We start from the raw sequence: 23515 nt of genomic DNA, 5'->3' as shown, positions 1-23515 counted from the left end.
CGGATTACGGGATCAGGGACTGAGGAACCGACGCCATGAGCAACGCACTCGCCATCGCCCACGTCACCCAGGCCCTCGCCCTGTTGATCGAGGCCAATCTGCAGCCCGAGATCGACATGGCCGTCAAGGTCGAGACGCGCAAGCCGCCGGCCGATCCGCCCACCGATCCCACCATCACCGTGTTCCTGTACCAGGTCACGCCCAACACCTCGCAGCGCAACAACGACCTGGCCACACGCGCACCGGACGGCACGCTGCTCAAGCGGCCCGCCGCGGCCCTCGACCTGAACTTCGTGATCAGCGCGTACGGCGAGGAGACGGACCTCGTCGGACAGCGGCTCATCGGAACCGTGGTGCGCACGCTCCACGAGATCCCCGTGCTGCCCCAGGACATCATCGAACAGGCCGGTGAGCGGCCCTACTTGGCCGACAGCGATCTGGCTGAGGCGGCGCAGCGGGTGCGGTTCGTGCCGACGGTCATGGACATCGACGAGACGTCGAAGCTCTGGGGGATGCTCAACCAGACGCCGTACGCGCTGTCCGTGACCTACCAGGCGGCGCTGGTGCTGATCGAGGGTCGCGAGACACCGGTGCCGGCGAAGCCGGTGGAGCGCAGCACGGTTCGGGTGCTGCCGTTCGGGGCGCCGGGGGCGCCGGTTCCGCCGTCCCCGGCCGGGGACGGCGCCGGGCAGTCCCCCGGCAAGGCCCTCGCGGTTCCCGACACGAAGCCCGACGCGAACGGGCAGACCAAGGCGGACGCCCGGCCTGTCACGAAGGCCGTCGCCAAGAAGCCCGCGCGGGCCGTCACGAAGGCGCCCGGCAAGACCACGGCGCCCGCCCGCACCCGCAAGTCGACGACCGGTACCGCCAAGCGCACCTCTTCCGACGCTCCCGCCACCGAGACGGGCAGCGCCGAGAACGACGGGAGCTGAGGCGCGGTGCGGGAGACGGGGGCGGGTCAGGACATGGGTACGCGGGAGAGGGGCGCGCGGGCCGCGTCGGGTGACGCGTTGACGCTGTACACGGAGATTCGGCGTGTCCTCGCTCTGCTCGACGTGCACTCGGCCCGAGTGACACGGGTTGGCGCTGCGGCGTCGGAGGCGAGGGCGGGCACGGGGCGGGGCTCCGGCCACGGGCTCGGTGACGCACCGAGTGACCCGCCGGGGAGCGGCTCCGGCAGCGGCCTCGTCGGCGATTCCGCTGCCGGGGTCGACGGCGGTCCCGATGCGAGGCTCGATGGCGGCCTCAATGCCGGGGCCGATGACGGCCTCGACAGCAGTGCCGGGGCCGGCCTCGACGGCAGCCTCAACGCCGGGACCGATGACGGCCTCGGCAGCAGTGCCAACGGCGGCCTCGACCTCGGTTCAGATACCGGCCTCGACGGCGATCCCGAACCCGGCCTCGACGGCAGCCTCGACAACGCCCCCGAAGGTGCATCCCCCGCCGCAACTCCCACCACCGCGCCCACCCCCCACAGCACCACCCCTGCCCCCACCCCCAAGGGCTCAGCGATCAACGGTCCAAGCGTCGCTCCCCTGGACGCCCTCACCGCCTGTTTCGGGCTCACCCCGTTCGAGCGGGACCTCGTCCTGCTCACCGCCGCCTACGAGCTGGACCCCACCACGGCCGCCCGCTGCGCCGCCGCAGGTGGAGATCCCGAGCGTGCGCACCCCACCTTCTCCCTCGCCCTCGCCGCGCTGGACGGGGCCCACTGGAGTGCGCTGACGCCGGTCGCACCGCTGCGCCGGTGGCGGCTGGTCGACCTGGACGACGAGACGCGGCTGACCCGGTCCCGGCTGCGGCTCGACGAGCGCATCCTGCACTTCCTGCTCGGCTCGCCGTATCTGGACGCCAGGCTGCACGGTCAGTTGCGGCGCGCCCCGGTGCCGGACGAGCTTCCGGCGTCGTACGACCTCGCGGCGGGCCGCGTCACGGCGGGCTGGACGACGACAGCACGGCCGGGCGCGCCGCTGCTCGTCGAGGTCGTCGGCGGGGATCTGCGCAGCCGGGCCGACATCGCCGCCGCGGCGGCCGCGCGCTCGGGCCTCGGCCTGTACGAGATGAGCGCGGAGGACATCCCCACCGACCCCGCACAGCGCGATCTCCTCGCACGGTTGTGGCAGCGGGAGGCGATCCTGCTGCCCGCCGCGCTGCTGGTCGAGGTCGGCGAACTGGACCGCGATCAGCGTGCGGCAACGGAGGCGTTCCTGGCCGGTGCCGCCGTCCCCGTCGTCGTGTCGAGTGCCGATCCACGGCCGACAGAGCGGTCGCGCGGTGAGCGAGTGAACGTGCCGCGCCTGGACGACGAGGAGCAGTTCGGGCTCTGGGCGGGCGCGTTCGAGGACGTGGCCGACATCGACGAGGGTCAACTGCGGTCGCTGGTAGCGCAGTTCCAGCTGCCACCGCACGTCATACGTTCCGCGGCCGACACCGTACGCCGTGATCTGCCCGGCGAGGACGAGTTGGACGCCGCTTCGCTCGCCTGGCGGGCCGGGCTCGGCGAGGCCCGGCTCGGCATGGACGAGCTGGGGCGGCGGATCGAGCCGGAGGCGGGCTGGCACGACCTGGTGCTCCACGAGCGGCAGACCAGCACACTGCGCGAGATCGTCGCGCATGTGCGCAGGCGGGCGACCGTCCATCAGGAGTGGGGCTTCGCCGCCACGCTGCGCCGCGGCCTCGGCGTCACGGCCCTGTTCGCGGGCGGGTCGGGCACGGGAAAGACCCTGGCCGCCGAGGTGATGGCGAAGGAACTCGGGCTCGACCTGTTCGTCATCGACCTCTCGCAGGTCGTCAGCAAGTACATCGGCGAGACCGAGAAGAACCTGCGCAAGGTCTTCGACGCGGCCGAACGCGGCGGCGCACTCCTGCTGTTCGACGAGGCGGACGCCCTCTTCGGCAAGCGCAGCGAGGTGAAGGACAGCCATGACCGGTACGCCAACCTAGAGGTCAGCTATCTGCTGATGCGCATGGAGGCCTACCGGGGCCTGGCCATCCTCACCACCAACATGAAGAAGGCCCTGGACACGGCGTTCATGCGGCGTATCCGCTTCGTCGTCGACTTCCCGTTCCCCGCGGAGCACGAGCGCGCCGAGATCTGGCGCCGGGTGCTTCCGCCGCAGACGCCGACGAAGGGCATCGACCCCGAACTGCTCGCGCAGCTCACCGTCGCGGGCGGCTCGATCCGCAACATCGCCCTGTCGGGTGCCTTCCTCGCCGCCGAGGAGGGCGACCGGCTGCAGATGCGCCACATGCTCGCCGCGGCCCGTACCGAGTACGTGAAGCTGGAACGCTCCCTGACTGCCTCGGAGGTCCGCGGATGGGTGTGACGGGAGAGCGCGGCACCCCGGGAGCGAGCGGGCAGCCGCACACGATCCGGGTGGACGTCGGCGAACTGGTCCTGGACGGCTTCGGCGTGGACCCGGAGCGCGTATCCGCCTCGTTCGAGCGGGAGTTGACGCGCCTCGTACGCGAACGTGGTGTCCCGATCGCCGCGGACGGCGGCTTGAGTCTGGACACGCTCTCCGCACTTCCCCCGCTGCCGGCCGGCCTGTCCGCGCGCCGTCTGGGCCAGGAGCTGGCGCGCGCGGTGCACGCGGGCCTTTCGGGCCGGGGGGAGGTGACGCGATGAGCAACTCCCAGTCCCAGGACGCGCAGACCGACCAGGCCGCGGAGCAGCGCCGCCGCAAGCGCAAGGAGCGTGCCGCCAAGTCCCGTACGCCCGAGCCGAAGGACATCGTCAGCGGCGCGGGGCAGCCCCTCGACATCGGCGTACGAAGGGAGTTGGAGGAACAGCTCGGCCACGACCTCAGCCGCGTACGCCTGCACACCGACCGGGACGCTGGTGTCCTCACGGACCTGCTCGGCGCCGATGCCGTCGCGGTCGGCCAGGACATCTTCTTCCGCGCGGGCGCCTATCGGCCCGGCACGGTGGACGGTCAACGCCTGCTCGCCCACGAGCTGTTGCACACCGTGCAGAACCCGGACGGCCTGGGCGCCCTGCGCGCAGGCCGTGACCTGGGCGCGGTCAGCCTGCCGCAGCAGGCGATCGAGCGCGAGGCGGAATCGGCCGCGCAGGATCTCGTACGTCCTTCAGTGGGCGAGCCGGCCGAGGCGTCCGTCGAGGTGAGCGAGGGGCAGGCCACTCCCGGCTGGATGCGGTACGCCACCGTCGACGCCGACCGGAACCGGATCGAGCAGATCGATCCGGCGACCCTGGTGGACAGGCTGACGAACTCGGTCGTGCGCTCGCTGCGCGGCGACCCGGAGGACCGGTCGAAGCGCACGCGCATGCAACTCGCCCGGCTGCCCGAGGAGTTGCTGGACGGTGTGCTCGAGCACCTGGAGTCGAGGCTGCTCAGCTCGGAGCACGAGCGGGTGCTCGATCTGGTCGACGAGATCGAGCAGGTCGGCGCGGACGGTCTCGAGCAGAACTCGCTCGACGTCCCGGTGGTCGAGCGCGATCCGGCCGAGGAGTTGCGGTTCGAGCGGGAGGCCGAGCGGCAGTCGGCCGAGGAGAAGCGGGACGAGGAGGAGCGGGACGAGGAGCGGAAACCCGCGGGGAAGCCTGGCTCCGAGACGGACACGGCCGGCGCGGAGGGCGCCGACTCGGGTCGTGGCGGCGGGAGTTCGGAGTCCACCGGCCGGCAGTCGTCGGCTCCGGCAGCGCCGGCCGCTGCCCCGCAGCAACAGGCGTCGGGGCGGAGCGCGTCCTCGGGCGGCAAGTCCGACGGCGGGCAGCAGGGCGGTGAGAAGAAGGCCGCGGGCTCCGAGGGGGCCAAGGAGGGACAGGATCAGCAGGGTGCTCCGGCCGCGACCAAGGAGGAGTCCGCGGCCAAGAACCGTCCGGGAGCGGTCGACGCGCTCGTGGCGGGCCGGCAGCTGAAGCAGGAGGACAAGCTCGGGGCGGACAAACCGACGGGCTCGTCGACGGCGTCCGGCAAGGACACGCAGTTGCCCGGATCGGTCAGCACGCTGGACGGCGTACGCAATCAGGATCTCGACGGCCTCGAGGAGGAGACCGGCGAGGATCTGTCCGGCTCCGGCGGTGAGTCGGAGGTCGAGGTAGGGGGCGCGGAGAAGAGCGCCTGGGACACCAAGCTCCAGCCGGAGGACTTCCTCCCCGTGGAGGACCTCGACGTGTCCGCCGTACCGACCGCGGACGAGGCCGATCCGGGGTCGGCCGCCGCCGCGGTGCCCTCGTTCCCCGCGCCGCCCGCCACCAAGGCCGACAAGGTGCAGGCCGAGCGGGACGCGGAGGACGCCGAGGACGCTGCGGCGGAGTCCGAGTCCGAGGAGGAAGTCGCCGACGCGGCGGGCGATACGGAGACGGCGGCCGCGGCGGACGAAGGCGGTCCTGAGGGCGGGCCGTCCGGCGGCCTCGATCCGGAGCCGACCGCGGCCGCACTGCCGGTACCGGGAACGGTGTCGAAGGACCCGAAGAGCGGGGACGACCCGAAGGCCGGGCCCGTCGCCGCGCAGACCACTGTGCAGGAGGCGCCGGGCAAGGCCGCGGTCGGCGGTGACACCCAGGAGACCGCGGCCAAGGAAGCTTCCGCCAAGGAGGAGAAGGGCACTCCGGCCGCCGGTGACAAATCCGGGGGTGCGCAGGAGAAAGCCTCACCACAGGCCACCGGAGGCAAGGCGGCGACGTCGGAACCCGCGGGCGGGAAGTCCTCGGGGGCGGCGTCGGCCTCGGCCGGCAAGAGCGAGCCCGCCGCCGAATCGCAGGCACCTTCGGCCGCGCGGGACAGCCATGTCTCCGGCGGCTCCCCTGCCGGTACGTCGGGCGGCGAGAGCACTCCTCAGGCGGAGGCCCCGGCGGCGAAGGCGCCCGCCGCTCCGGAACCCGTGGCGGCGCCCGAGGCACAGACCACTCCGGCGCCCGCCGCTGAGGAGGCACCTGCACCCAGGGCGCCGGGCCGCGAGCAGGCTTCCGCACGACAAGCGTCGCAGGCATCGCAGGCATCCCGCGGTGGGAGCGGTGGCGGAGGTGGCGGCAGCAAGGCGGCCGCGCCGGGCAAGGGAAAGAAGGATTCCGCGGCCGCCACGAACCTCTCCCAGGTGTCTCCGGAAGCGGGCCTGTCCACCGCGGCGAAACTCAAGCCCCACAAGGCACTTCAGGCGATGTCCGGCGTGAGCGGCGCGGCGGATCGCACCGTCGGCGACGAACACAAGGCGCTCGCCGCCGCTCCGCCGCAGATGCAGCGCCCGGCGGGTGCGCCGCAGACCCTTGAGGGCAAGCCGAGGTCCGACGCGCCGGCCCAGTACTCCCAGGACCCCGCACAGAAGTCCGAGGCTCCCAAGGACGAGAAGGCCGAAGTCGAGGGCGCCAAGGAGCCCGAGGGCCAGATCGAGGCCGAGCAGGCGGAGGAGCCGGGCGGCTGGGACACCTTCAAGATGGCCCTGGGCTTCGGCCTGGGCTGGATCGCGAACAAGCTCGGTTTCGAGGTGGACGCACAGGAGCTGGCCGCCAAGTTCGCGGGCCTGCCGACGAAGGACGAGGCTCTCAAGAAGGCCCAGGCGGGCAACGCGCCGGGCGTACAGATGCAGGACACCGCCGAGCAGGCCGCCGGTGAACAGGGCGAGAGCGTCGACGCCAAGGGCCGGCAGACCGTCACGACGGCCCGTGACGACGCCGGGCGCCCGATGGGCGAGAACCAGGTCTACCCCAATGCCCCCAAGGAGCAGATGAAGGGGAAGGTGCCCGGTCAGCAGGGCGGCAAAGGCGGTGTGCCCGAAGGCGGTGCGTCGACCGGTGCCGTGCCTCCCGAGGCTGCCTCGGCAGTGGCGGAGCACGACCGTGGCCCGCAGTTCCAGGCGGCGTTCAGCCAGGGCCAGAAGGGCATGTCGGAGGGGCGGCAGACCAAGGACCGGGACTTCCGCGACTCCCAGCAGAAGCACAAGCAGCAGGTCGACGGCGAGATAGCGAAGAACACCAAGAGCCAGGCGGGCGAGCGCGACAAGGCCCTCAGCGAGGTGACCGGGCAGCGCACCGACTGGCGCACGGAGCAGGACGAGGAGCTCAAGAAGCTCGGGACGAAGAAGACCGAGCGGCACGACAAGGTCCGCAAGGACGTCCAGGACAAGGAGGAGAAGACCGACAAGGACGTCACCAAGGAGAAGGGCGACGGCGACAAGAAGATCCAGGACGCGAACACCAAGGCCGAACAGGACGCCGAGAAGGAGCGCGACAACAGCGTCCAGGAGTCCGGCAACTGGATCTCCAAGGCCTTCGACTGGATCAAGCAGAAGGTCATCGAGATCAAGAACGCGATCGTCCGCGTCATCAGAGCGGCACGTGACGCGGTCGTCGGCTTCATCAAGAACTTCAGGGAGACGGTCGAGCGCTGGATCAACGAGGCGCGCAGGTTCATCGTCGACACGGTCAAGAAGCTCATCGACGACCTGATCGAATTCGCCAAGGCGATGGTGCGGGCCGTCATCGAACTGGCCAACCGCATCCGGAAGTTCATCACTTCTCTGATCGCGGCGGCGATCGCCCTCGTCAACCGGCTGGCCACCCAGCTGAGGCAGATCGTCGCCGATCTGCTGAACGCCATCGCGAAGATGCTGAGCGACATCCTCAACGTCCTCAGGAAGATGCTCCAGGACGTCATCAAGGCCGTGATGGACGCGATCAAGACGGTCCTGGACTACGCCTCCAAACTCCTCAGCGCGCTCGGCGACTTCATGCTCATCGCCGTCGACTTCCTCTCCGATCCGGGCGGCTGGCTGAGCGGCGCCAAGAACTCGGCGGTGGACGGCGCGAAGAACCACCTGTTCCGGGAGGTCCAGGCAGCCGTCAAGCAGTGGTTCCAGTCGAAGATCGAGGAGATCATCGGCATCCCCAGGGCCATCCTGGACAGGCTGATCAAGGGTGGCATCACCCTGGAGAAGATCGTCAAGGAGACGTGGGACGCCATCGTCCCCCAACTCCCCTTCATCATCGGCGAGATCGTCATCACCAAGGTCATCGCCAAACTGATCCCGGGCGCGGGCTGGGCAATGGCCGTGATCGACGCCATCCGTACGGCCATCGGGGCGCTCGGCGAGATCCTGCGGGCGATCGGTGCGGTCATCGGCTGGCTCAAGGCGGTCCGCCAGGGCGGGGCGGGCATCCTCTTCGCGAAAGCGGTCGCGGCGGGAATCGTGGCGCTGCTCGAGCTGGCGTACGAGGCGCTGATCAGCGGCATCGGCAAGTACGTGGCCAAGGTGGGGAAGCGGCTGAAGGGGGTGGCTGCGAAGCTCGGCAACGGGGACAAGGGCAGAGAGAAGGGGCCTGCGGGTCAGGGCTCGGACGACAGGGGCGGCAACAACAAGGGCGATACGAACGGCAGGAGCGCGCCCACCGACACAGCGGCACGCCCGACGGCGGCGACGCCTGCGGCGCAACCGGCGAACAGGCCTGACGCGAAGCCCGGCACGGCGCCCTCCCCCAAGCAACCTGCCCCCAAGCAGCCCGCGACCAAGGGCGACGAGAAGCCCACGGAAAACAAGGGCGGCGGCAAGAGGCCCACGGGCAGCGAAAAGGACGGCAGGCCGAAGGGCGACAAGGAGCCCGAAGGTACGCCGACCCACACCAACAAGCCGGACACGCGCCCGACGCCGGCCCCCAAGTCGAAGCCCGAGCCCGCCCCGGCTTCGAAGCCCCAGCCGAGGGAGGACACCGGCCCGGCCGCCAGTCCCAAGCCCGACAAGGACGCGCCCGGCAGGTCCAAGCCGGACAAGGACGACGACAAGCCGGCTCAGCCGAAGGACGACAAGGACTCGACGAAGCCGAAGGACGGCACCCCGGGCAAGCCGGGGCAGGACATGGACGCGCCCGGCAAACCCAAGCCCAAGCCGGACAAGGACAGCCCTGGCAGGCCGAGAACCAAACCCGACAAGGGAGGTCCCGGCAAACCCAGGCCCAGGCCCGACAGGAGCGGCCCGGGCAGGCCCAAGCGCCAGCCCGACAAGGAAAGGCAGAAGAAGGAGGAGGAGTCCAAGGCCGAAAGGCTGGCGAAGATCATCGCCCGGATCCGCCCCCTGATCCGGAAGCAGCTGGCCAAAGGCATGGACCCGGCGGTCCACCGTCAGATGCTCGCTAGCATGCGGCGCCATTACCGGCTCACCAGCCTGAGCAAGGCGGGTCAGCCGGACTTCACGATCACCGCCAGGCTCAACCCTCAAGGCACTGTCACGGGCGGCTACACCAAAGCCGAGGATCTGGACACGAACGGCTACGAGGAACACACCGACTACCTCACGGACCAGCCGGACCCGAAGCTCCCAGCACCCCGTATACCGAAGTTCGTGAACGGTCAGTTGGCCAAGAACTTCAAGGCCGAACACCTCAACAAGGAATTCGTCGAGGCGCACGGCCAGAAGGCGAACTCGAGCCTGATCCAGGAACCCATCGGCTTCCGCCACATCAACAAGTACGACCTCAACACGGACGCCAGCAAGCGCTGGGTGCGGATGCACCTGCTCACCGAGAAACTCGGCGGCCCGTTCCTCGGCACGAATCTCGTGCCCGCCCAGAACTCGATCAACAACCCCACCTTCAAGTGGGGCATCGAGCAGTACCCGGAAAAGGAGGTACGACGGAAGGACGACAGTCGCGACGACAAACTGCGCATGGTCTGGTACCAGATCGGACTGACGTGGCACACCGGTCCGGTCAAGGGGTTCCCCCATTCCATATCCGCGGCGTGGGGGACGTATCGCTACGACCGTGATGCCAAGGCGTGGAAGGAGAAGGTTCCGACGGACCGCGGCCCTTTGAACTTCTCTGTCGGGCCACTGGATCAGCCACCCCAGCCCCAGGGCGCGCCCAGGAGGGTCCTCATCAATCGTGACTCGAACCGGCGCATGATGAGAATGCTGAACGTGTCGCCGGCCTTCGCCGAGGCCATCAGGTACGCCCGCACAAATCGCGGAGACGGGACTCCGGCCACCAAGCCTCCGGGCAACACAACAGAACTCGCCCAGCGTCTCAATGAACTACCCGAGAAGCGAAGGAACAGGATTCGGGACTTCACTGCGGGAATAGTCTCCCTGGCAGTGGCGGAACAAGAGAATCTGCTGGAGTACTGAACTCATAGATGAGAGTGGAGGCCGAAGGGAATGCGCAACCCGACCGAGATCGAGCAGAAGCTGTTCCAGACACAACAGGAAATCATTGACTGTACCGGGTTGGTGGTGGACCGCTCGGTCACGGGAGACCTCGGCGAGACGTTCGAGGAGGCACCGGCGCTCTTCACCTATCTGCCCGATTGGCAGGATGTGGTGTTCAGCCGCGATCTCTGCGTGCTGAGTCCTCGCATCTCCGAGATCGCCAACTGCTGGCACAGCGAGCGGGCATCCGGCATTCCAGAAATCCGCGGCGAGTTCCGAGTGACCGATCTTTTCACCGCGCTTCTGAAGCATCCGCCGGACCTGACCTGGGCCGGTTCCACGGACGAGGAGCGGGAGTTCTTCACACAGCTGCGCGTCATCGACGACACCCCGCTCGCCGCCACGGGCCAACTCGCGGCCATCCGGTCCCAGCCCCAGGTCGACCCGCTGGAGGTCTGGTACTACGACATGGAGTTGACCAGCGCGGAGGGCTGGACGCGGCAATACGTCAAGCTGGATCTCACCTATACCGAATACATGGAACAACTAGCCCTCACCAAAGGCACTTTGGGATGGCAGTACCTCTTCACCGATGAGGTCCCGCTGGGTCATCCGGACTTCGACGACGTCAGGAATCAGCTGACGACCATGTTGGACGTGTTCCCACGCCTTTTCCCTGCCTGGGACTACACGGAACTCGCCCACCGACTGGAGGCCCGCCTGTGACCCGCTACGCCGACATCCCCAAGCCCATCCGTTCCGGAATAGTCCTCATAGACCCCGAACGCGGCACGCCCCAGCGCATCATCGTCCTGCAATTCAATCCGGACACCCTGGAACGCAGCCTCGCGCCCCAATCGGCCGGCGGCAGCGGAGACTCAGGGGGAGGCGGAAGCGGGGACCGCAATGAGGCGCTCCGGCTCAAGGGCCCCGCCCAGGAGACCTGGAAGTTCACTGCCGAGATCGACGCCACCGACCAGTTCGAGGTCGCCGCGCCCGACGGTATTCACCCTCAACTGGCCGTCCTGGAAATGCTTGTGCAGCCGACCTCGGCCCAACTGCGCGAAGCGAGCCGCCTGTCCAGGACCGGGACGATCGAGATCAGCCCGATCGAGATGCCGCTGACCCTGTTCACGTGGGGCAGCAAGCGCGTCATGCCCGTGCGGCTCACCGAACTGTCCATCAACGAATCCGCCTTCGACGTGAACCTGAACCCGATCCGGGCCTCGCTGAGCATCGGCCTGAAGGTGCTCACGGTCAGCGACCTGCCGGCCGGACACCGCGGCGCCGAGCTGTACTTCGCGCACCTCGCGCAGAAGGAGCGGCTGGCCGGCGCCGCCCGTGCGGGAGGCCTCGGCACTCTCGGGCTCGCCCCCGGCGACATCGGCATGGGAAGGGGCTGACCGGACACCATGGCCGGCACGGAACCGTACGAGAACGCCCTGGACGCGATACCCGGCGCCCACCCCTACCCCCGCTCCAGCCGCTACCACGATGCCGAGATCGGCGTGCACCGGCAGCCGGACGGGACCGAAGTCCGGTACGCCAAGCGCCGGTTGCTGCCCCCGGTCGCGGACGACGCCGAGGACACCCAGGCGCACACCGTCAGCACCGGTGAGCGCCCAGACCTCCTGGGGCAGCGCTACTTCGGCGACCCCGCCCAGTGGTGGCAGATCGCCGACGCCAACCCCGTCCTCGACCCGCGCGAGCTGACCGCCGAGCCGGGCAGCGAGATCGACATCCCGCGCGCCGGCTCCTTCCCGCGGGGGGACCGGCGTGTCTGAACTGCCCGTGGGCCAGGGCCCCGTCCACATCACCCTCTCCATGGGGCCGCAGCTGGCCCGCCCGGTCCCCGCCGAGGTGGCCGAGGCGCTCCTGTCGGCGCAGATCACCGCGACGGCGGGCGAGCGGAGCGGGTTCCAGCTCGCCTTCGACCTGACCAAGAACGGGCTCATCAACCGGGCGCTGCTTCCGGAGGGGTTCTTCGATCCGAAGACCCGCGTCATCGTCACCGTCACGGTCAAGGGCACTCCGGAGGTCCTCTTCGACGGGCTGATCGTGCGCCAGGAAGTGGGCACCAGCAACCAGCCCGGTCACTCCACGCTGACCATCACCGGCGAGGACCTGACGCTGCTCATGGACCTGGAGGAGCGCACGGACCGGTATCCCAACCTGCCGCCGTCCGACCGCGTGCTCGCGATCCTGCGCCGCTACGCGGACTTCGGCATCCGGCCGGACGTGTACCGGGAGAAGATCGCCCAGCCGCCGCACGAGAACCTGCGCGTCCACTACCAGACCGGCACCGATCTGAGTTACGTGAACGAGCTGGCCCGCGCCAACGGCTACACCTTCTACCTGGAGCCGGGCCCCAACCCCGGCCAGTCGTCGGCCCGTTGGGGCCCCGAGGTCCGCCTCGGGATCCGCCAGCACGCCCTGAACGTGAACATGGACGCCAATTCCACGGTCGACCAGCTGACGTTCGCGTACGACGGAACGGCCCGCGAGGAGCCGCAGGCACGCTGGCAGGACCCGGGGACCCGGCAGTCCACCCTGCTCCCCCAGCCGCTGATCAGCCCCTTGCGCCCCCCGCTCGGCAGGCGGCCGACGCCCGCTCTCAAGCGCAAGACGCTCTCCGGTACCGCCAAGCAGCAGCGCGAGGCGGCCGAGGCCGAGCTGCTCGCACGCGCCGCCGTGTCCGCCGACGTCATCTCCGGTTCGGGCTCACTCGACGTCAACCGGCACGGCTACCTCCTGCAGCCGCGCCAGCTGGTCGGCGTGCGCGGTTCGGGACGGGCGTACGACGGCGACTACTACGTGAAGTCCGTGACGCACAACCTGCGGCCGGGCTCCTTCCAGCAGAACTTCACGATCTCCAGAGAAGGGCTCGAAGCGCGCAGCGCGTACGTCCGGCCATGACACGCAGCAGGCCGACAGCAGCCAACACCCCACGATCCAGGAGCAGTTCAGCATGGCGGCACCCAGTAATCGCTACCTCGGCAAGTTCCGCGGCCGGGTCATCGACAACAACGACCCGCTGCACATCGGCCGGGTCACCGTCGAGTGCCCTGACGTCCTGGGTGATGAACCGTCGACGTGGGCGCTGCCCTGCCTGCCCTTCACCGGACCGCAGGCGGGCCAGTTCGTGGTGCCGCCGCCCGGCGCGGGTGTGTGGGTCGAGTTCGAGCAGGGCGATCCGAGTTTCCCGGTGTGGACGGGGTGCTGGTACGGGACGGAGGCCGAGCTGCCGCCGGACGCGCGAGCCGCGGTGCAGCAGAACTCGCCGAACAAACCGGTCGTCGTCCAGACGCCGGGGGACCACAAGATCGTGATGAACGACGCGCCCGAGCAGGGGATTCTCCTCCAGGCGCAGGGCGGCGCGTACATCCGCATCACCAAGGAAGCCGTGGTCATCGCGACCGGCGAAGGCGCCGAGGTCATCCTGCGCGGCAAGGAAGTGACCATCAACAAGGGCCAGTTGACGATGGCCGCGAAGCGATAGAAGACGGGGGATCATCCAGCATGTCCGGGACATCCGGGAATCTACTCACCACCGGCGGCGGCTCCGGTGCCGCCATCAGCTGCCCGCACGGCGGCCGCGCCACCTCGACGACCGGCGCTTCGGACCGGGCGGTGCTCGTGAACGGCGCGCCCGTGGCGACGGCCACCCACAACTACGTCGTGACCGGCTGCCCCCACACGGTCGGTGGCATACCCGAGCCGTGTGTCGCCGTCCGCTGGACCGCGGACTCCTCCGGCATCACGGTCGACGGCGCGCCGGTGCTGCTCGACACCTCCGCGGCCCAGTGCGTGACAGCGGCGTTCGTGCCGCAGGGCCCGCCGTTCGTCCAGCCCGCGCAGCGAGAGGTGACCGTCCGATGAGCCCACGCACCCGCATCCGCAGTGATCTCGCCTTTCCGTTCCGGGTCGACCGGCGGGGGCGCAGTGCGCACGCCGACCGCGACGAGCATGTCCGCGACCTGATCGAGCAGTTGCTGTTCACCAGCCCCGGCGAGCGCGTGATGCGCCCCGACTTCGGCTGCGGCCTCCTCGATCTGGTCTTCACACCCAACAGCCCCGAGCTGGCGAGCGCGTTGGAGCTCTCGGTGCAGGCGGCTCTGCAGCGCTGGCTCGGTGATCTCATCGAGGTGGCGGCCCTGGACGTGGTGAGCGAGGAGAACGTCGTCCGCGTGTATCTGTCGTACGCCGTCCGCGCCACCGGGAGCCGTCGTGACGACGTCTTCGAAGGGAGGGCCGAGGCGTGACCGGTCCCCTGTCCGCCCGACGGACCAAGGTAAGAGCGGCGCAGCTCAACGGAGTTGACGCCGTGGAGGTGAACGACGAGGGGCTCCTGCTCACCGTCACCTTCCTCGGCAAGGCCCCGCACGGCCTCGGCGCGCAGAACGTACGGATCGACGGCGGCCGCCGGATCACGGGCATCGAGGCCGTCGACGTGAGCGTGGAGCGCGAGGAGGACCCCGAGCTCGACGACCGGCTGTACGTCACCCTCGACAAGGCCGGCGACACCTCCCGCTACCGGATCTCGCTCGTCGAGACCGACCCGTACGGGCGGCCCGGCACAGAGCCCTTCCGCGGCTTCGACCAGCGCTACCACAGCGCAACGTTCGCCTTCCGGCCCGACTGTCCCACGCCCTTCGACTGCGCGGACGGGGTGGTCGAGGAACCCGTCTTCCCGCTGACGCCGGTCGTCGACTACACGGCCCGCGACTACGACACCATCCGCAAGCTCCTCCTGGACCGGCTGGCCCTCACCACGCCCGACTGGATCGAGCGCAACCCGGCCGACCTGGGCATGACGCTCGTCGAGCTGCTCGCCTACACCGGCGACCAGATCAGCTACCAGCAGGACGCGATCGCCACGGAGGCGTACCTCGACACCGCGCGCCGCCGGGTCTCCGTACGCCGTCATGTCCGGCTCATCGACTATGCGATGCACGACGGCTGCACCGCGCGGGCGTACGTGACGGTGGAGACGGCCGGTGAACACACGCTGCCCGCGGGCACGTTCCGCTTCGCCTCCGTCGACATACGCGCCGTCGATCCGCACGACCGCCCGGCGCCCGGGACTGTGGTCGACGACCGGGACCTCGCCGACCTGGCCGAGCGCGGCGGCGTCGAGGTCTTCGAGCCGGTCGCGGCCGGAGATCCCCTCGAACTGCGCGCCGCGCACAACTCCATACGGCTGTGGACCTGGGGCGGCGACGTGTGCTCGCTGCCGAAGGGGGCGACAGCGGTCACCCTGCGCGACGAGTGGCGGGACGCGGAGACCTGCGAGGGTCGCCAACTCGGCCTGCGCGCCGGTGACTTGCTCGTCCTGGAGGAGGTGAAGGGACCTCGTACCGGAACTCCGGGTGACGCCGACCCCTCCCACCGGCAGGCGGTGCGCCTCACGTCCGTCACGCCGGGCATCGACCGCATCGAGGACCAGCCGGTCCTGGAGGTCACCTGGGCCGCCGAGGACGCGCTGCGTTTCCCGCTCTGCCTGGCCACGCGCGGCGGACGCGACTGCGCGCCGGTCGAGGACGTCAGTGTGGCGCGCGGCAACGTGGTCCTCGTCGACCACGGCCGTACCGTCCACTGGTGCGGCAGCACCCTGCCGGAGACCGTGACCGTGCCGCCGGCGCCCGCCGTCGTGGTCCCCTGCGACCCTCCCGCCTTCGGCTGCTGGAATCCCGACGAGGGCAACGCGACCGCGAAGCTCATCAACTCCCTGACGGACAAGGCGGAGTGCGGCGAGGCGCTCACCGCCGACGACGTCCGCGAGCTGTTCGACGTGGTGGGCGAGGACGCGACCGTACGTGCCGGGCTCGGCCTCGAACTGGCGGGCCAGCGGCGGGAACGCGTCGTGCCGGGCACCGCGTACGCACAGGCGGCGGCCCTGCGCACGCTGCTCGCGCAGTCCGTCTACCCGGGCATCGCGCCCCGCTTCCGGCCGCTGCTCGGCCGCTCGCCCGTGGTGCAGGCCGTGCCGTTCCCCGACCCGGGGGCCGTTTCGTCAGGGCAGGCCGAGCGGATCGGCGCCATCCCCAGCCGGGTGAAGCAGCGTCTGGTGGAGCTGTGGCGCAGCGCCCGCGACCGCGACGGGCTCGGTGACGAGGAGATCGCCGAACTGACCCTGATCTACGGCCTGAAGGTCCTGGAGCGGTTCGAACTGCGACTGCACCCGGTCCGCGCCTTGCGCGAACTCCTCTACCGCAGCGACCAGTTGCTCGACTCCAAGCTGCGCCGCATCGAGGTGCTGACCGCGCGCGCCCGCGCCGGAACAGTTCTCGACGGCCACATCGCCTGGGAGGTCGCCCACAGTTGGGGCCCGGCGTACGCGGAGGGCATCCACCCCGAGGAGCCGGTCCTGCGGGGTTCCGCCTCGGCCGGGCTCGCGCAGGACGCACGCCGCGCCCTTCCCGCCGTACGCCTCCACGAGGGCGAGCTGCGCTGGAGTCCGCGCCGCGAACTGCTCGAAAGCGGGCCCCGCGACCGGCACTTCGTGGGTGAGCTGGAGGACGACGGGCGGCTCGCGCTGCGGTTCGGCGACGGACGGCACGGCGCGAAGCCCATCCCCAGTGCACGCCTGGAACTCCACTACAGGCTGGGCGGCGGCCTCGCGGGCAACGTGGGCGCCGAGGCCATCAACCACCTGGTGCTGTGCCGCGACGACGATGGCGGCGACGTGCAGGTGGCCGGGGTACCGGTGGCCGGGGTGCGCAATCCCCTCCCCGCAGTCGGCGGCACCGAGCCCGAACCCATCGACCAGGTACGCCAGTTGGCGCCGCTGGACCTGCGCCGCACCCGGCTGCGTGCCGTGACCGCCGACGACTACGCCGCTCTCGCCTCGGCCCTGCCCGGGGTGCAGCGGGCGGCGGCGGAGCTGCGCTGGACGGGCAGCGTCCAGGAGGCGCACATCGCGATCGACGCGCACGGCACCGGCGCCCCGGCGCCCGCGCTGCTCGACGCGGTGGCCCAGTCCCTGGAGGCCTATCGGCGCATCGGCCACGACGTGGTGGTGAAGCCCGCGCGGCAGGCGCCGCTCGACATCGCGCTGACGGTGTGCGCGCAGCCCGGACACCAGCAGGGGCAGATCCTGGCCGAGCTGTACCGCGTACTCGGCCGCGGCCGGCTCGCGGGAGGGCGGCTCGGCTTCTTCCACCCCGACGCGCTGACATTCGGCGAGCCGGTCAGGCTCAGCCGCCTGGTCGCTGTCGCGGCGGCCGTCCAGGGCGTGGAGAGCGTTCAAGTCACCCGTCTGCGGCGGCTATTCGAAGAGGACCGAGGAGAGAGGGAGGACGGCGTGCTGCGGCTCGGCCCGCTGGAGATCGCCATCTGCGACAACGACCCCGACCGGCCGGAGAACGGCCGACTGGCGATATCCCTTGGGGGTGCCCGATGACGAGCGACGAGCTCACCCCGGACTGCGGTTGCGGCTGTGCCGGGACCTGCGCGGGCGGTCACGACGAGCGGGTGGCGCCCGCCGCGCCGCACAACCCGCCGGGCCGCACCGCCCTCGACTACCGCGTCGGCGAGTACGGCTCCTTCCTGTCCGCCCTGCACGACCGACTGGCGTCCCCCGCCTACCCGGCGCTCGGCAGGCTGACCGTCCGCACCCCGGACGACCCGGCGCTCGGCCTCCTCGACGCGACCGCCGTCCTCGGTGACCTGCTGACGTTCCACTCCGAGCGGATCGCCGACGAGGCCTATCTGCGCACCGCGAACGAGCATCGCTCGCTGGTGCTGCTCGGCCGCCTGGTCGGTCACCGGCCGCGTCCCGGTGTCGCCGCGAACACCCATCTCGCGTACACCCTCGACCGCGATCCACGGGCCGAGACCCTGCCCGTCGTCATCCCCCGTGGGGCGCGCAGCAACAGCGTCCCGGCGTCGGCCGACGAGGAGTCGCAGACGTTCGAGACCAGCCGGGACCTCACGGCCCGCTGGGACTGGAACGAACTCCGACTGCGCCGCAGGCGCCCCTCCCTGATCACCCCTCAGGACCTCACGCGCCGCTCGGAACTCTTCGTCGAGGGCACCGCGAACTCCCTGCAGACGGGAGACCAGCTGCTCTTCGTCTTCGGTGAACAGGCGGGCGGGGAAAGGCTGTTGCTTCCCGTCTCTCGCGTACGCATCGACCGCGACGACGAGATCACGGCGATCGGCCTGCCCCGGTCGGCCCCGCCGACCCTCAAGGAACTGCTCGACGAGGTGCGCCGCTGGACCACCGAGCCACCGGCTCCGGGTGTGCCGGGCGACGAGCCGCCCACGCCGGAGGTACCCAACCCCCGGCCGGTGAGCCGCCTGATCGACGACTTCGACGACCAGGTGCTGACTCCGCTGCGGGACGGCCTGGACGGCGTGAAGTCGCCGGAGCAACTGATGTCCGCTCTCACCGAGCCCCTCGCACGTCTCGCCGAGGCGCAGGTCCTGGCGACACCGTACGAGGACGTGGCCGACTGGTTCGCCCAGTTGGAGGCGATGCTGGCCGAACTCGCGGAACGAGCCGGGGAGCTGGCCCCGTCCCAACCGGAAGACCAGCAGGAGAACCCATCGGCTAGCCAATCGCAGCAGGGCACCGCCACCGTCACCCCGCTCCCCCGCCCGGACGAAGCCGCGCTGGCGGCCCTCACCGCCCTCCTCCCCGCGCTGAGCGGCAAGGCTCCCGCCTCGGGCACAGGCACCTTCGCCGCCACTCCGGGCGCGGACACGGCACGCCTGCTCAAGACCCTCGATCCGGCACTCGGGGCCCTCTACCCGGCGTGGCGGCAGGCGGCGGCGCCCACCGCGCCGAACCTCCTGCGCGAGCTGCTCGCCCTTCGCGCGAAGGCGACCCCCTTCGGCGCGACGGCCCCCTTGAAACCGGTCCAGGACGACCGCGGCCGGGTGATCCGCACCACCGACTGGCCGCTGACGGGCGCTGTCCTGACCAGCATGCGTGTGGTGTTCGACCCCGCGGGCAAGGTGCCGACGGCGGCCGAGTTCCAGTACATCGAGGGCGGCAGCTCCGATCAGCGGGCGAGGACGCTCCCGGTCACGCAGCCGGAGAGTTTCCCCCTGGGCCCCGGCCAGGTCGAGCTGTCCACCCGCAACAGCCAGGACCGCGAGCTGAACTGGCTGAGCCGCCGCCCCACCGACTCCCAGGAGCCGGGCGTCACGGCCCGCCTCCACTCGGGCCTGCCCGAGCGCACGCTCTTCGTGTCGCGCCCGGACGCGGAAGGGGTCGTCAACGTCGGCATATACAACGGCGCGGCCAGGGAGATCCCGCTCAGTCCCAACGTTCCGGTGCGATTCACGCACGGCGAGTACGAGGTGACGCTTCGCTACACGGTCGGCACCACCGCCCCCACCGTGGAAGTCGTCATCGCCACGAGGCCGGCCCCCGCCGACCGCCATGTGGTGCAGCTGGACACCGTGTACGACGGCATCACCGTCGGCAGCTGGGTCGCGATCGAGCGGCCCGCCAAGGGCGACGACGACGCACACCCCGGCGACAAGAAGTTCAAGCTCGTCACCACGAAGGTCACGGCCGTGCGCACAGCCGCGTACACCAACTACGGCATCACCGGCCGCGGCACCGAACTCGTCCTTGCCGACCCGTGGTTGGACGACAAGGACGTACTGCTCTCGCACATTCGCGACACCACCGTGCACGCGGCGGGTGAGCCGCTGCGCACGGCGGACGAGCCGCTCGCCGAGGACGTGTCCGGCAACGAACTCGAACTCGCCGAGCTGTACGACGGGTTGCGGCCCGGCCGCACCCTGATCGTCAGCGGCCTGCGCGGCGACATCCCCGGCACCGTCGGCGTCGAGGCCACCGAGGTCGTGGTGATCGCGGCAGCCGAACCCTCGCTCGACCCTCAGCTCCCGGGCGACCACGTCCACACGAAGCTGACGCTGACCGCCGATCTCGCACACCGCTACCGGCGCGAGACGGTGAAGATCCTCGGCAACGTGGTGGAGGCGACGCACGGCGAGGGCCGGGACGAGCCGATCGGCAGCGGCGACGCCGACCGCACGAACCAGACGTTCACCCTGTGGCAGTCGCCGCTCACCTGGATGGCGTCGGACACTCCGCTGGGCGCCACGCCCGTCCTGGAGGTCCGGGTCGACGGGCTGCTCTGGCACGCGGTCGACAGCCTCGCAGGGCGCGGGCCGCGCGACCGGGTCTACATCACGGGCACCACCGGCGACGGCCGTACGACGGTGACGTTCGGCGACGGTATGCACGGCGCGCGCCTGTCCAGCGGCCACGAGAACGTACGCGCCCGCTACCGCTTCGGCACCGGCAAGGCGGCGAACGTGGCCGCGCAACGCGTCACCCAGGCGCTGACCCGGCCGCTCGGCGTCACCGCGGTGACCAATCCGCGCCCGGCGACGGGCGGCGCCGACGCGGACGGTCCCGCCTTGACGCGGCGCACGGTCCCCCTCTCCGTCGCGGCCCTGGACCGCCTGGTGTCCGTGCCCGACTACGAGGACTTCGCGCGCTCCCGCGCCGGGATCGGCCGGGCCGCGGCGCGCGAACTCTTCGACGGGCAGCGGCGCGTGCTGCACGTGACGGTCGCGGGCACGGACGATGTTCCGATCGCCGAAGACGCCGACGTACTGCGCGCCCTGCGTGGCTCGCTCACCGAGTACGGCGATCCCCGACTGCCCGTCCGGGTGGACGTGCGCGAGCTCGTGCTGCTGCTGATAGCCGCGAAGGTGAAGCTCGCGGCCGATCACACCTGGGAGGTCGTCGAACCCCGCCTTCGAGGGGCCCTGTTGCGCCGACTCGGCTACGAGGGGCGGGAGTTGGGACACCCGGCACGCCTCTCGGAGGTCCTGGCGACGGCGCATTCGGTGCCGGGCGTCGACTACATGGACGTCGATGTCTTCACCGGGATCTCCGCGTCCGCCGTCGCGGGCGCCACCGCACAGGAGTTGACGCGGCTGCTCGGCACACCCGGCGAGCCGAGGTCCTCGGTGCCGGCGCGCGAGGCGACGTACGACGAGAAGATCCACACCGTGCGCAAGAAGGACGGCGAGACCCTGTCGGCGATCTGTGCCCGGCACGGCGTTCCGCTCGCCGAACTCCTGCGCCTCAACCCCGACATCACCGATACCCGGCGCCTCGCCAAGGGCCGCTCGGTGTTCGTCTTCCGCGGCATCCGCCCGGCACAGCTCGCGCTGCTGACGCCGAAGGCCGCGGACACCCTGATTCTGACGGAGGTCAAGTGATGTCCAGGGAGCCGGACGGGCTCGCTCAACTGCTCCCCCAGTGGCACCGCCTCAGGGACACCGACGAGGGCGAGCCGCTGCGCGCCCTGCTTGCGGTGATGGCCGAGCAGATCGACGTCGTACGCAATGGGGTCGAGCAGAGTTATGAGGACCTGTTCGTGGAGACGGCGGCGCCCTGGGTGCTGCCGTACCTCGGCGACCTGGTCGGCTATCGGACGCTGCCCGGCTACGAGCGGGTTCTCACCAACGGTCTGCGGGGCGGGAGTTCGGCCGCGCTGACGGAGGCGATCGCGCCGCGCCGCGATGTGGCCGCCACGGTCGCGAACCTGCGCCGCAAGGGCACGCTGCACCTGCTCGAAGAGCTCTGCGAGCAGGTTGCCGAGTGGCCGTCGCGGGCGGTCGAGCTGTCGCGGCTCGTCTCGCACCAGCAGCCGGTCAAGCTGTACGGGTCCGGGAGTGCGGGCCGTGAGCGACGCGGGCGGCTCGCCGATCTACGGGACGGTTCGGCGCTCGACCTGGCGGGCTCCGCCTTCGGGACGGTGGCCCGCTCGGTGGACGTCCGGAGCGCCAACTCCCGTCGTAGGCAAGGAGGTTCGACCCCGGCCGGGGTCGGCCTCTTCGTCTGGCGGCTGAAGGCGCACTCGCTGACGTCCTCCCCCGCGTACTGCATCGACCGGGCCCGCAACCTCTACACCTTCTCGATCCTCGGCAACGACAGCCCGCTGGTCACCAAGCCGGTCCCGGAGCCGTCGGCCACGCACATCGCGACGATCGACAACGTCCCGGCGTTCATCCGGCGCCGCCAACTCCACGACCGGCTCGCCGACTACTACGGACCCGGCAAGAGTTTCGTCATCCGCCGCGACGGCGAGGACAAGCCGGTGCCGCCGTCGGACATCGTGGTGGCCGACCTGTCGGACTGGCGCTACCGGCCGGGGCGCGGACAGGTCGCGGTCGATCCGGAGCTCGGGAGGATCGCGTTCGGGGCACGGTCGGCGCCCCGGCAGGGCGTCTGGGTCGACCACCACTACGCGTTCGGCGCCGACATGGGCGGCGGCGAGTACGCGCGGGACCGCACGGCGCGCCCGGACGCCGCGTTCTACCGGGTCGGACCCGGGCAGACGTACCGGCAGATCATGGACGCGTACCAGGCCTGGCAGCACGACCGGCGGGCCGGGACCTGAGGGCCCGAGGGCGTCATCGAGATCACCCACAGCGGCGCGTACCAGGAGCAGCTGGACTTCGATCTCGACCCAGGCGACCGCCTCGAAGTCCGTGCTGCGGAGGGCACCCGCCCGGTGATCCGCCTCCTCGACTGGTACAGCAACCGTCCGGACGCGCTCAACATCCGTGCCGTGTCCGAGGACTGCGCGCCGGGCGAGCGGCCGCGGATCGTCCTCGACGGACTGCTCGTCGCCGGACGCGGCATCAATGTGACGGGCCCGATGGGCGCGGTCGTCCTGCGCCACTCGACGCTCGTGCCCGGCTGGTCCCTGGAGCCCGAGTGCGAGCCGCACTCCCCGCAGGAGCCGAGCTTCGTCCTGGAACGCACCACTGCATGCCTGCAGATCGAGGACAGCATCCTCGGCACGATCGAGGTCATCGGGGACGAGGTGTCCGAGGAGCCGCTCGACATCCACATCCGCGACAGCGTCCTGGACGCCACGGCGAGCGATCGCCCTGCCCTGTCCGCCCCGGACTGCCGGCACGCCCACGCCGTCCTGCACGCCCACCGCACCACGGTCATCGGCGAGGTGCACACGCACGCGGTGGAGATCGCGGAGGACTCGGTCTTCACCGGCCGGCTCCACGTGGCGCGGCGCGGCATCGGGTGCATGCGCTTCTCGTACGTCCCGGCCGGCTCGCGTACGCCACGCAGGTACCGCTGCCAGCCGGACCTGGCCGGTCGCAGCGAGGCCGCGCGCGTGCGGCCGCTGTTCACGTCCGAGCGCTACGGGACGCCCTGGTACGGGCAGTTGGCGGACCGCTGCGCTCAGGAGATCCGGCGCGGCGCGCAGGACGGCGCCGAGATGGGCGCCTTCCACGACCTGTACCGGCCGCAGCGCGAGGACAGCCTGCGGGCGCGGCTCGCGCAGTACACGCCCGCGGGCACGGACGCCGGGATCTTCTACGTGACCTGAGCCGATACGTGACCTGATCCGACCGCGACAACCGACTCACCCGCACACATCTGAACCAG

Annotated in this window: 13 protein-coding genes and 1 pseudogene; all 14 read left to right on the top strand. The window is 70.7% G+C overall.

From position 1 onward, the window contains the following. Positions 1 to 35 precede the first annotated feature (35 nt). The 14 genes and pseudogenes from OG266_RS40480 (at position 36) to OG266_RS40415 (ending at position 23456) form a co-directional block, all read left to right on the top strand. Positions 36 to 932, top strand: coding sequence for a Pvc16 family protein (locus OG266_RS40480; RefSeq protein ID WP_371551918.1), 897 nt, complete (start codon positions 36 to 38; stop codon positions 930 to 932). Positions 933 to 965: 33 nt separating this feature from the next. Then, entirely contained in the window at positions 966 to 3326 is a 2361-nt protein-coding gene (locus OG266_RS40475; RefSeq protein WP_371551917.1) for an ATP-binding protein, read from the top strand. Then, on the top strand, positions 3317 to 3628 hold the full coding sequence (locus OG266_RS40470) for a hypothetical protein (protein ID WP_371551916.1): 312 nt from the start codon (positions 3317 to 3319) through the stop codon (positions 3626 to 3628). Before OG266_RS40475 ends, OG266_RS40470 begins: the two co-directional genes overlap by 10 nt. Then, positions 3625 to 10077 (top strand): DUF4157 domain-containing protein, encoded by a 6453-nt coding sequence (locus OG266_RS40465; RefSeq protein ID WP_371551915.1) that lies wholly within the window; start codon positions 3625 to 3627, stop codon positions 10075 to 10077. The genes OG266_RS40470 and OG266_RS40465 overlap by 4 nt, the downstream gene beginning before the upstream one ends. A 30-nt stretch (positions 10078 to 10107) precedes the next feature. Next, positions 10108 to 10824, top strand: a complete 717-nt coding sequence (locus OG266_RS40460; RefSeq protein WP_266469208.1) for a hypothetical protein — start codon at positions 10108 to 10110, stop codon at positions 10822 to 10824. After that, on the top strand, positions 10821 to 11501 hold the full coding sequence (locus OG266_RS40455; protein ID WP_371551914.1) for a hypothetical protein: 681 nt from the start codon (positions 10821 to 10823) through the stop codon (positions 11499 to 11501). Before OG266_RS40460 ends, OG266_RS40455 begins: the two co-directional genes overlap by 4 nt. A gap of 9 nt (positions 11502 to 11510) precedes the next feature. Next, positions 11511 to 11882, top strand: a complete 372-nt coding sequence (locus OG266_RS40450) for a hypothetical protein (protein WP_266469205.1) — start codon at positions 11511 to 11513, stop codon at positions 11880 to 11882. After that, complete coding sequence (locus OG266_RS40445) at positions 11875 to 13014, top strand: hypothetical protein (protein WP_371551913.1); 1140 nt, start codon at positions 11875 to 11877, stop codon at positions 13012 to 13014. Before OG266_RS40450 ends, OG266_RS40445 begins: the two co-directional genes overlap by 8 nt. Positions 13015 to 13066: 52 nt before the next feature. After that, positions 13067 to 13597: a phage baseplate assembly protein V gene (locus OG266_RS40440; protein WP_266469200.1), complete on the top strand. Its 531-nt coding sequence runs from the start codon at positions 13067 to 13069 to the stop codon at positions 13595 to 13597. Between the two features lie 20 nt (positions 13598 to 13617). Further along, complete coding sequence (locus OG266_RS40435; protein WP_326724787.1) at positions 13618 to 13977, top strand: hypothetical protein; 360 nt, start codon at positions 13618 to 13620, stop codon at positions 13975 to 13977. Beyond that, a complete protein-coding gene (locus OG266_RS40430) occupies positions 13974 to 14360 on the top strand; it encodes a GPW/gp25 family protein (protein ID WP_371551912.1) in 387 nt (128 codons plus the stop codon). The genes OG266_RS40435 and OG266_RS40430 overlap by 4 nt, the downstream gene beginning before the upstream one ends. Next, complete coding sequence (locus OG266_RS40425; protein WP_371551911.1) at positions 14357 to 17500, top strand: putative baseplate assembly protein; 3144 nt, start codon at positions 14357 to 14359, stop codon at positions 17498 to 17500. Before OG266_RS40430 ends, OG266_RS40425 begins: the two co-directional genes overlap by 4 nt. Then, positions 17497 to 21315 carry a putative baseplate assembly protein gene (locus tag OG266_RS40420; protein WP_371551910.1) on the top strand — a complete coding sequence of 1273 codons (3819 nt, stop codon included), beginning with the start codon at positions 17497 to 17499 and terminating at the stop codon, positions 21313 to 21315. Before OG266_RS40425 ends, OG266_RS40420 begins: the two co-directional genes overlap by 4 nt. Further along, a pseudogene (locus tag OG266_RS40415) lies at positions 21315 to 23456 on the top strand (hypothetical protein). Before OG266_RS40420 ends, OG266_RS40415 begins: the two are co-directional and overlap by 1 nt. The last annotated feature ends 59 nt before the right edge of the window (positions 23457 to 23515 follow it).

Source organism: Streptomyces sp. NBC_00554 (assembly GCF_041431135.1).
Lineage (GTDB): Bacteria > Actinomycetota > Actinomycetes > Streptomycetales > Streptomycetaceae > Streptomyces.
Note: the sequence above shows the minus strand (reverse complement) of the source record. Positions and strands in the feature narration are given on the sequence as shown.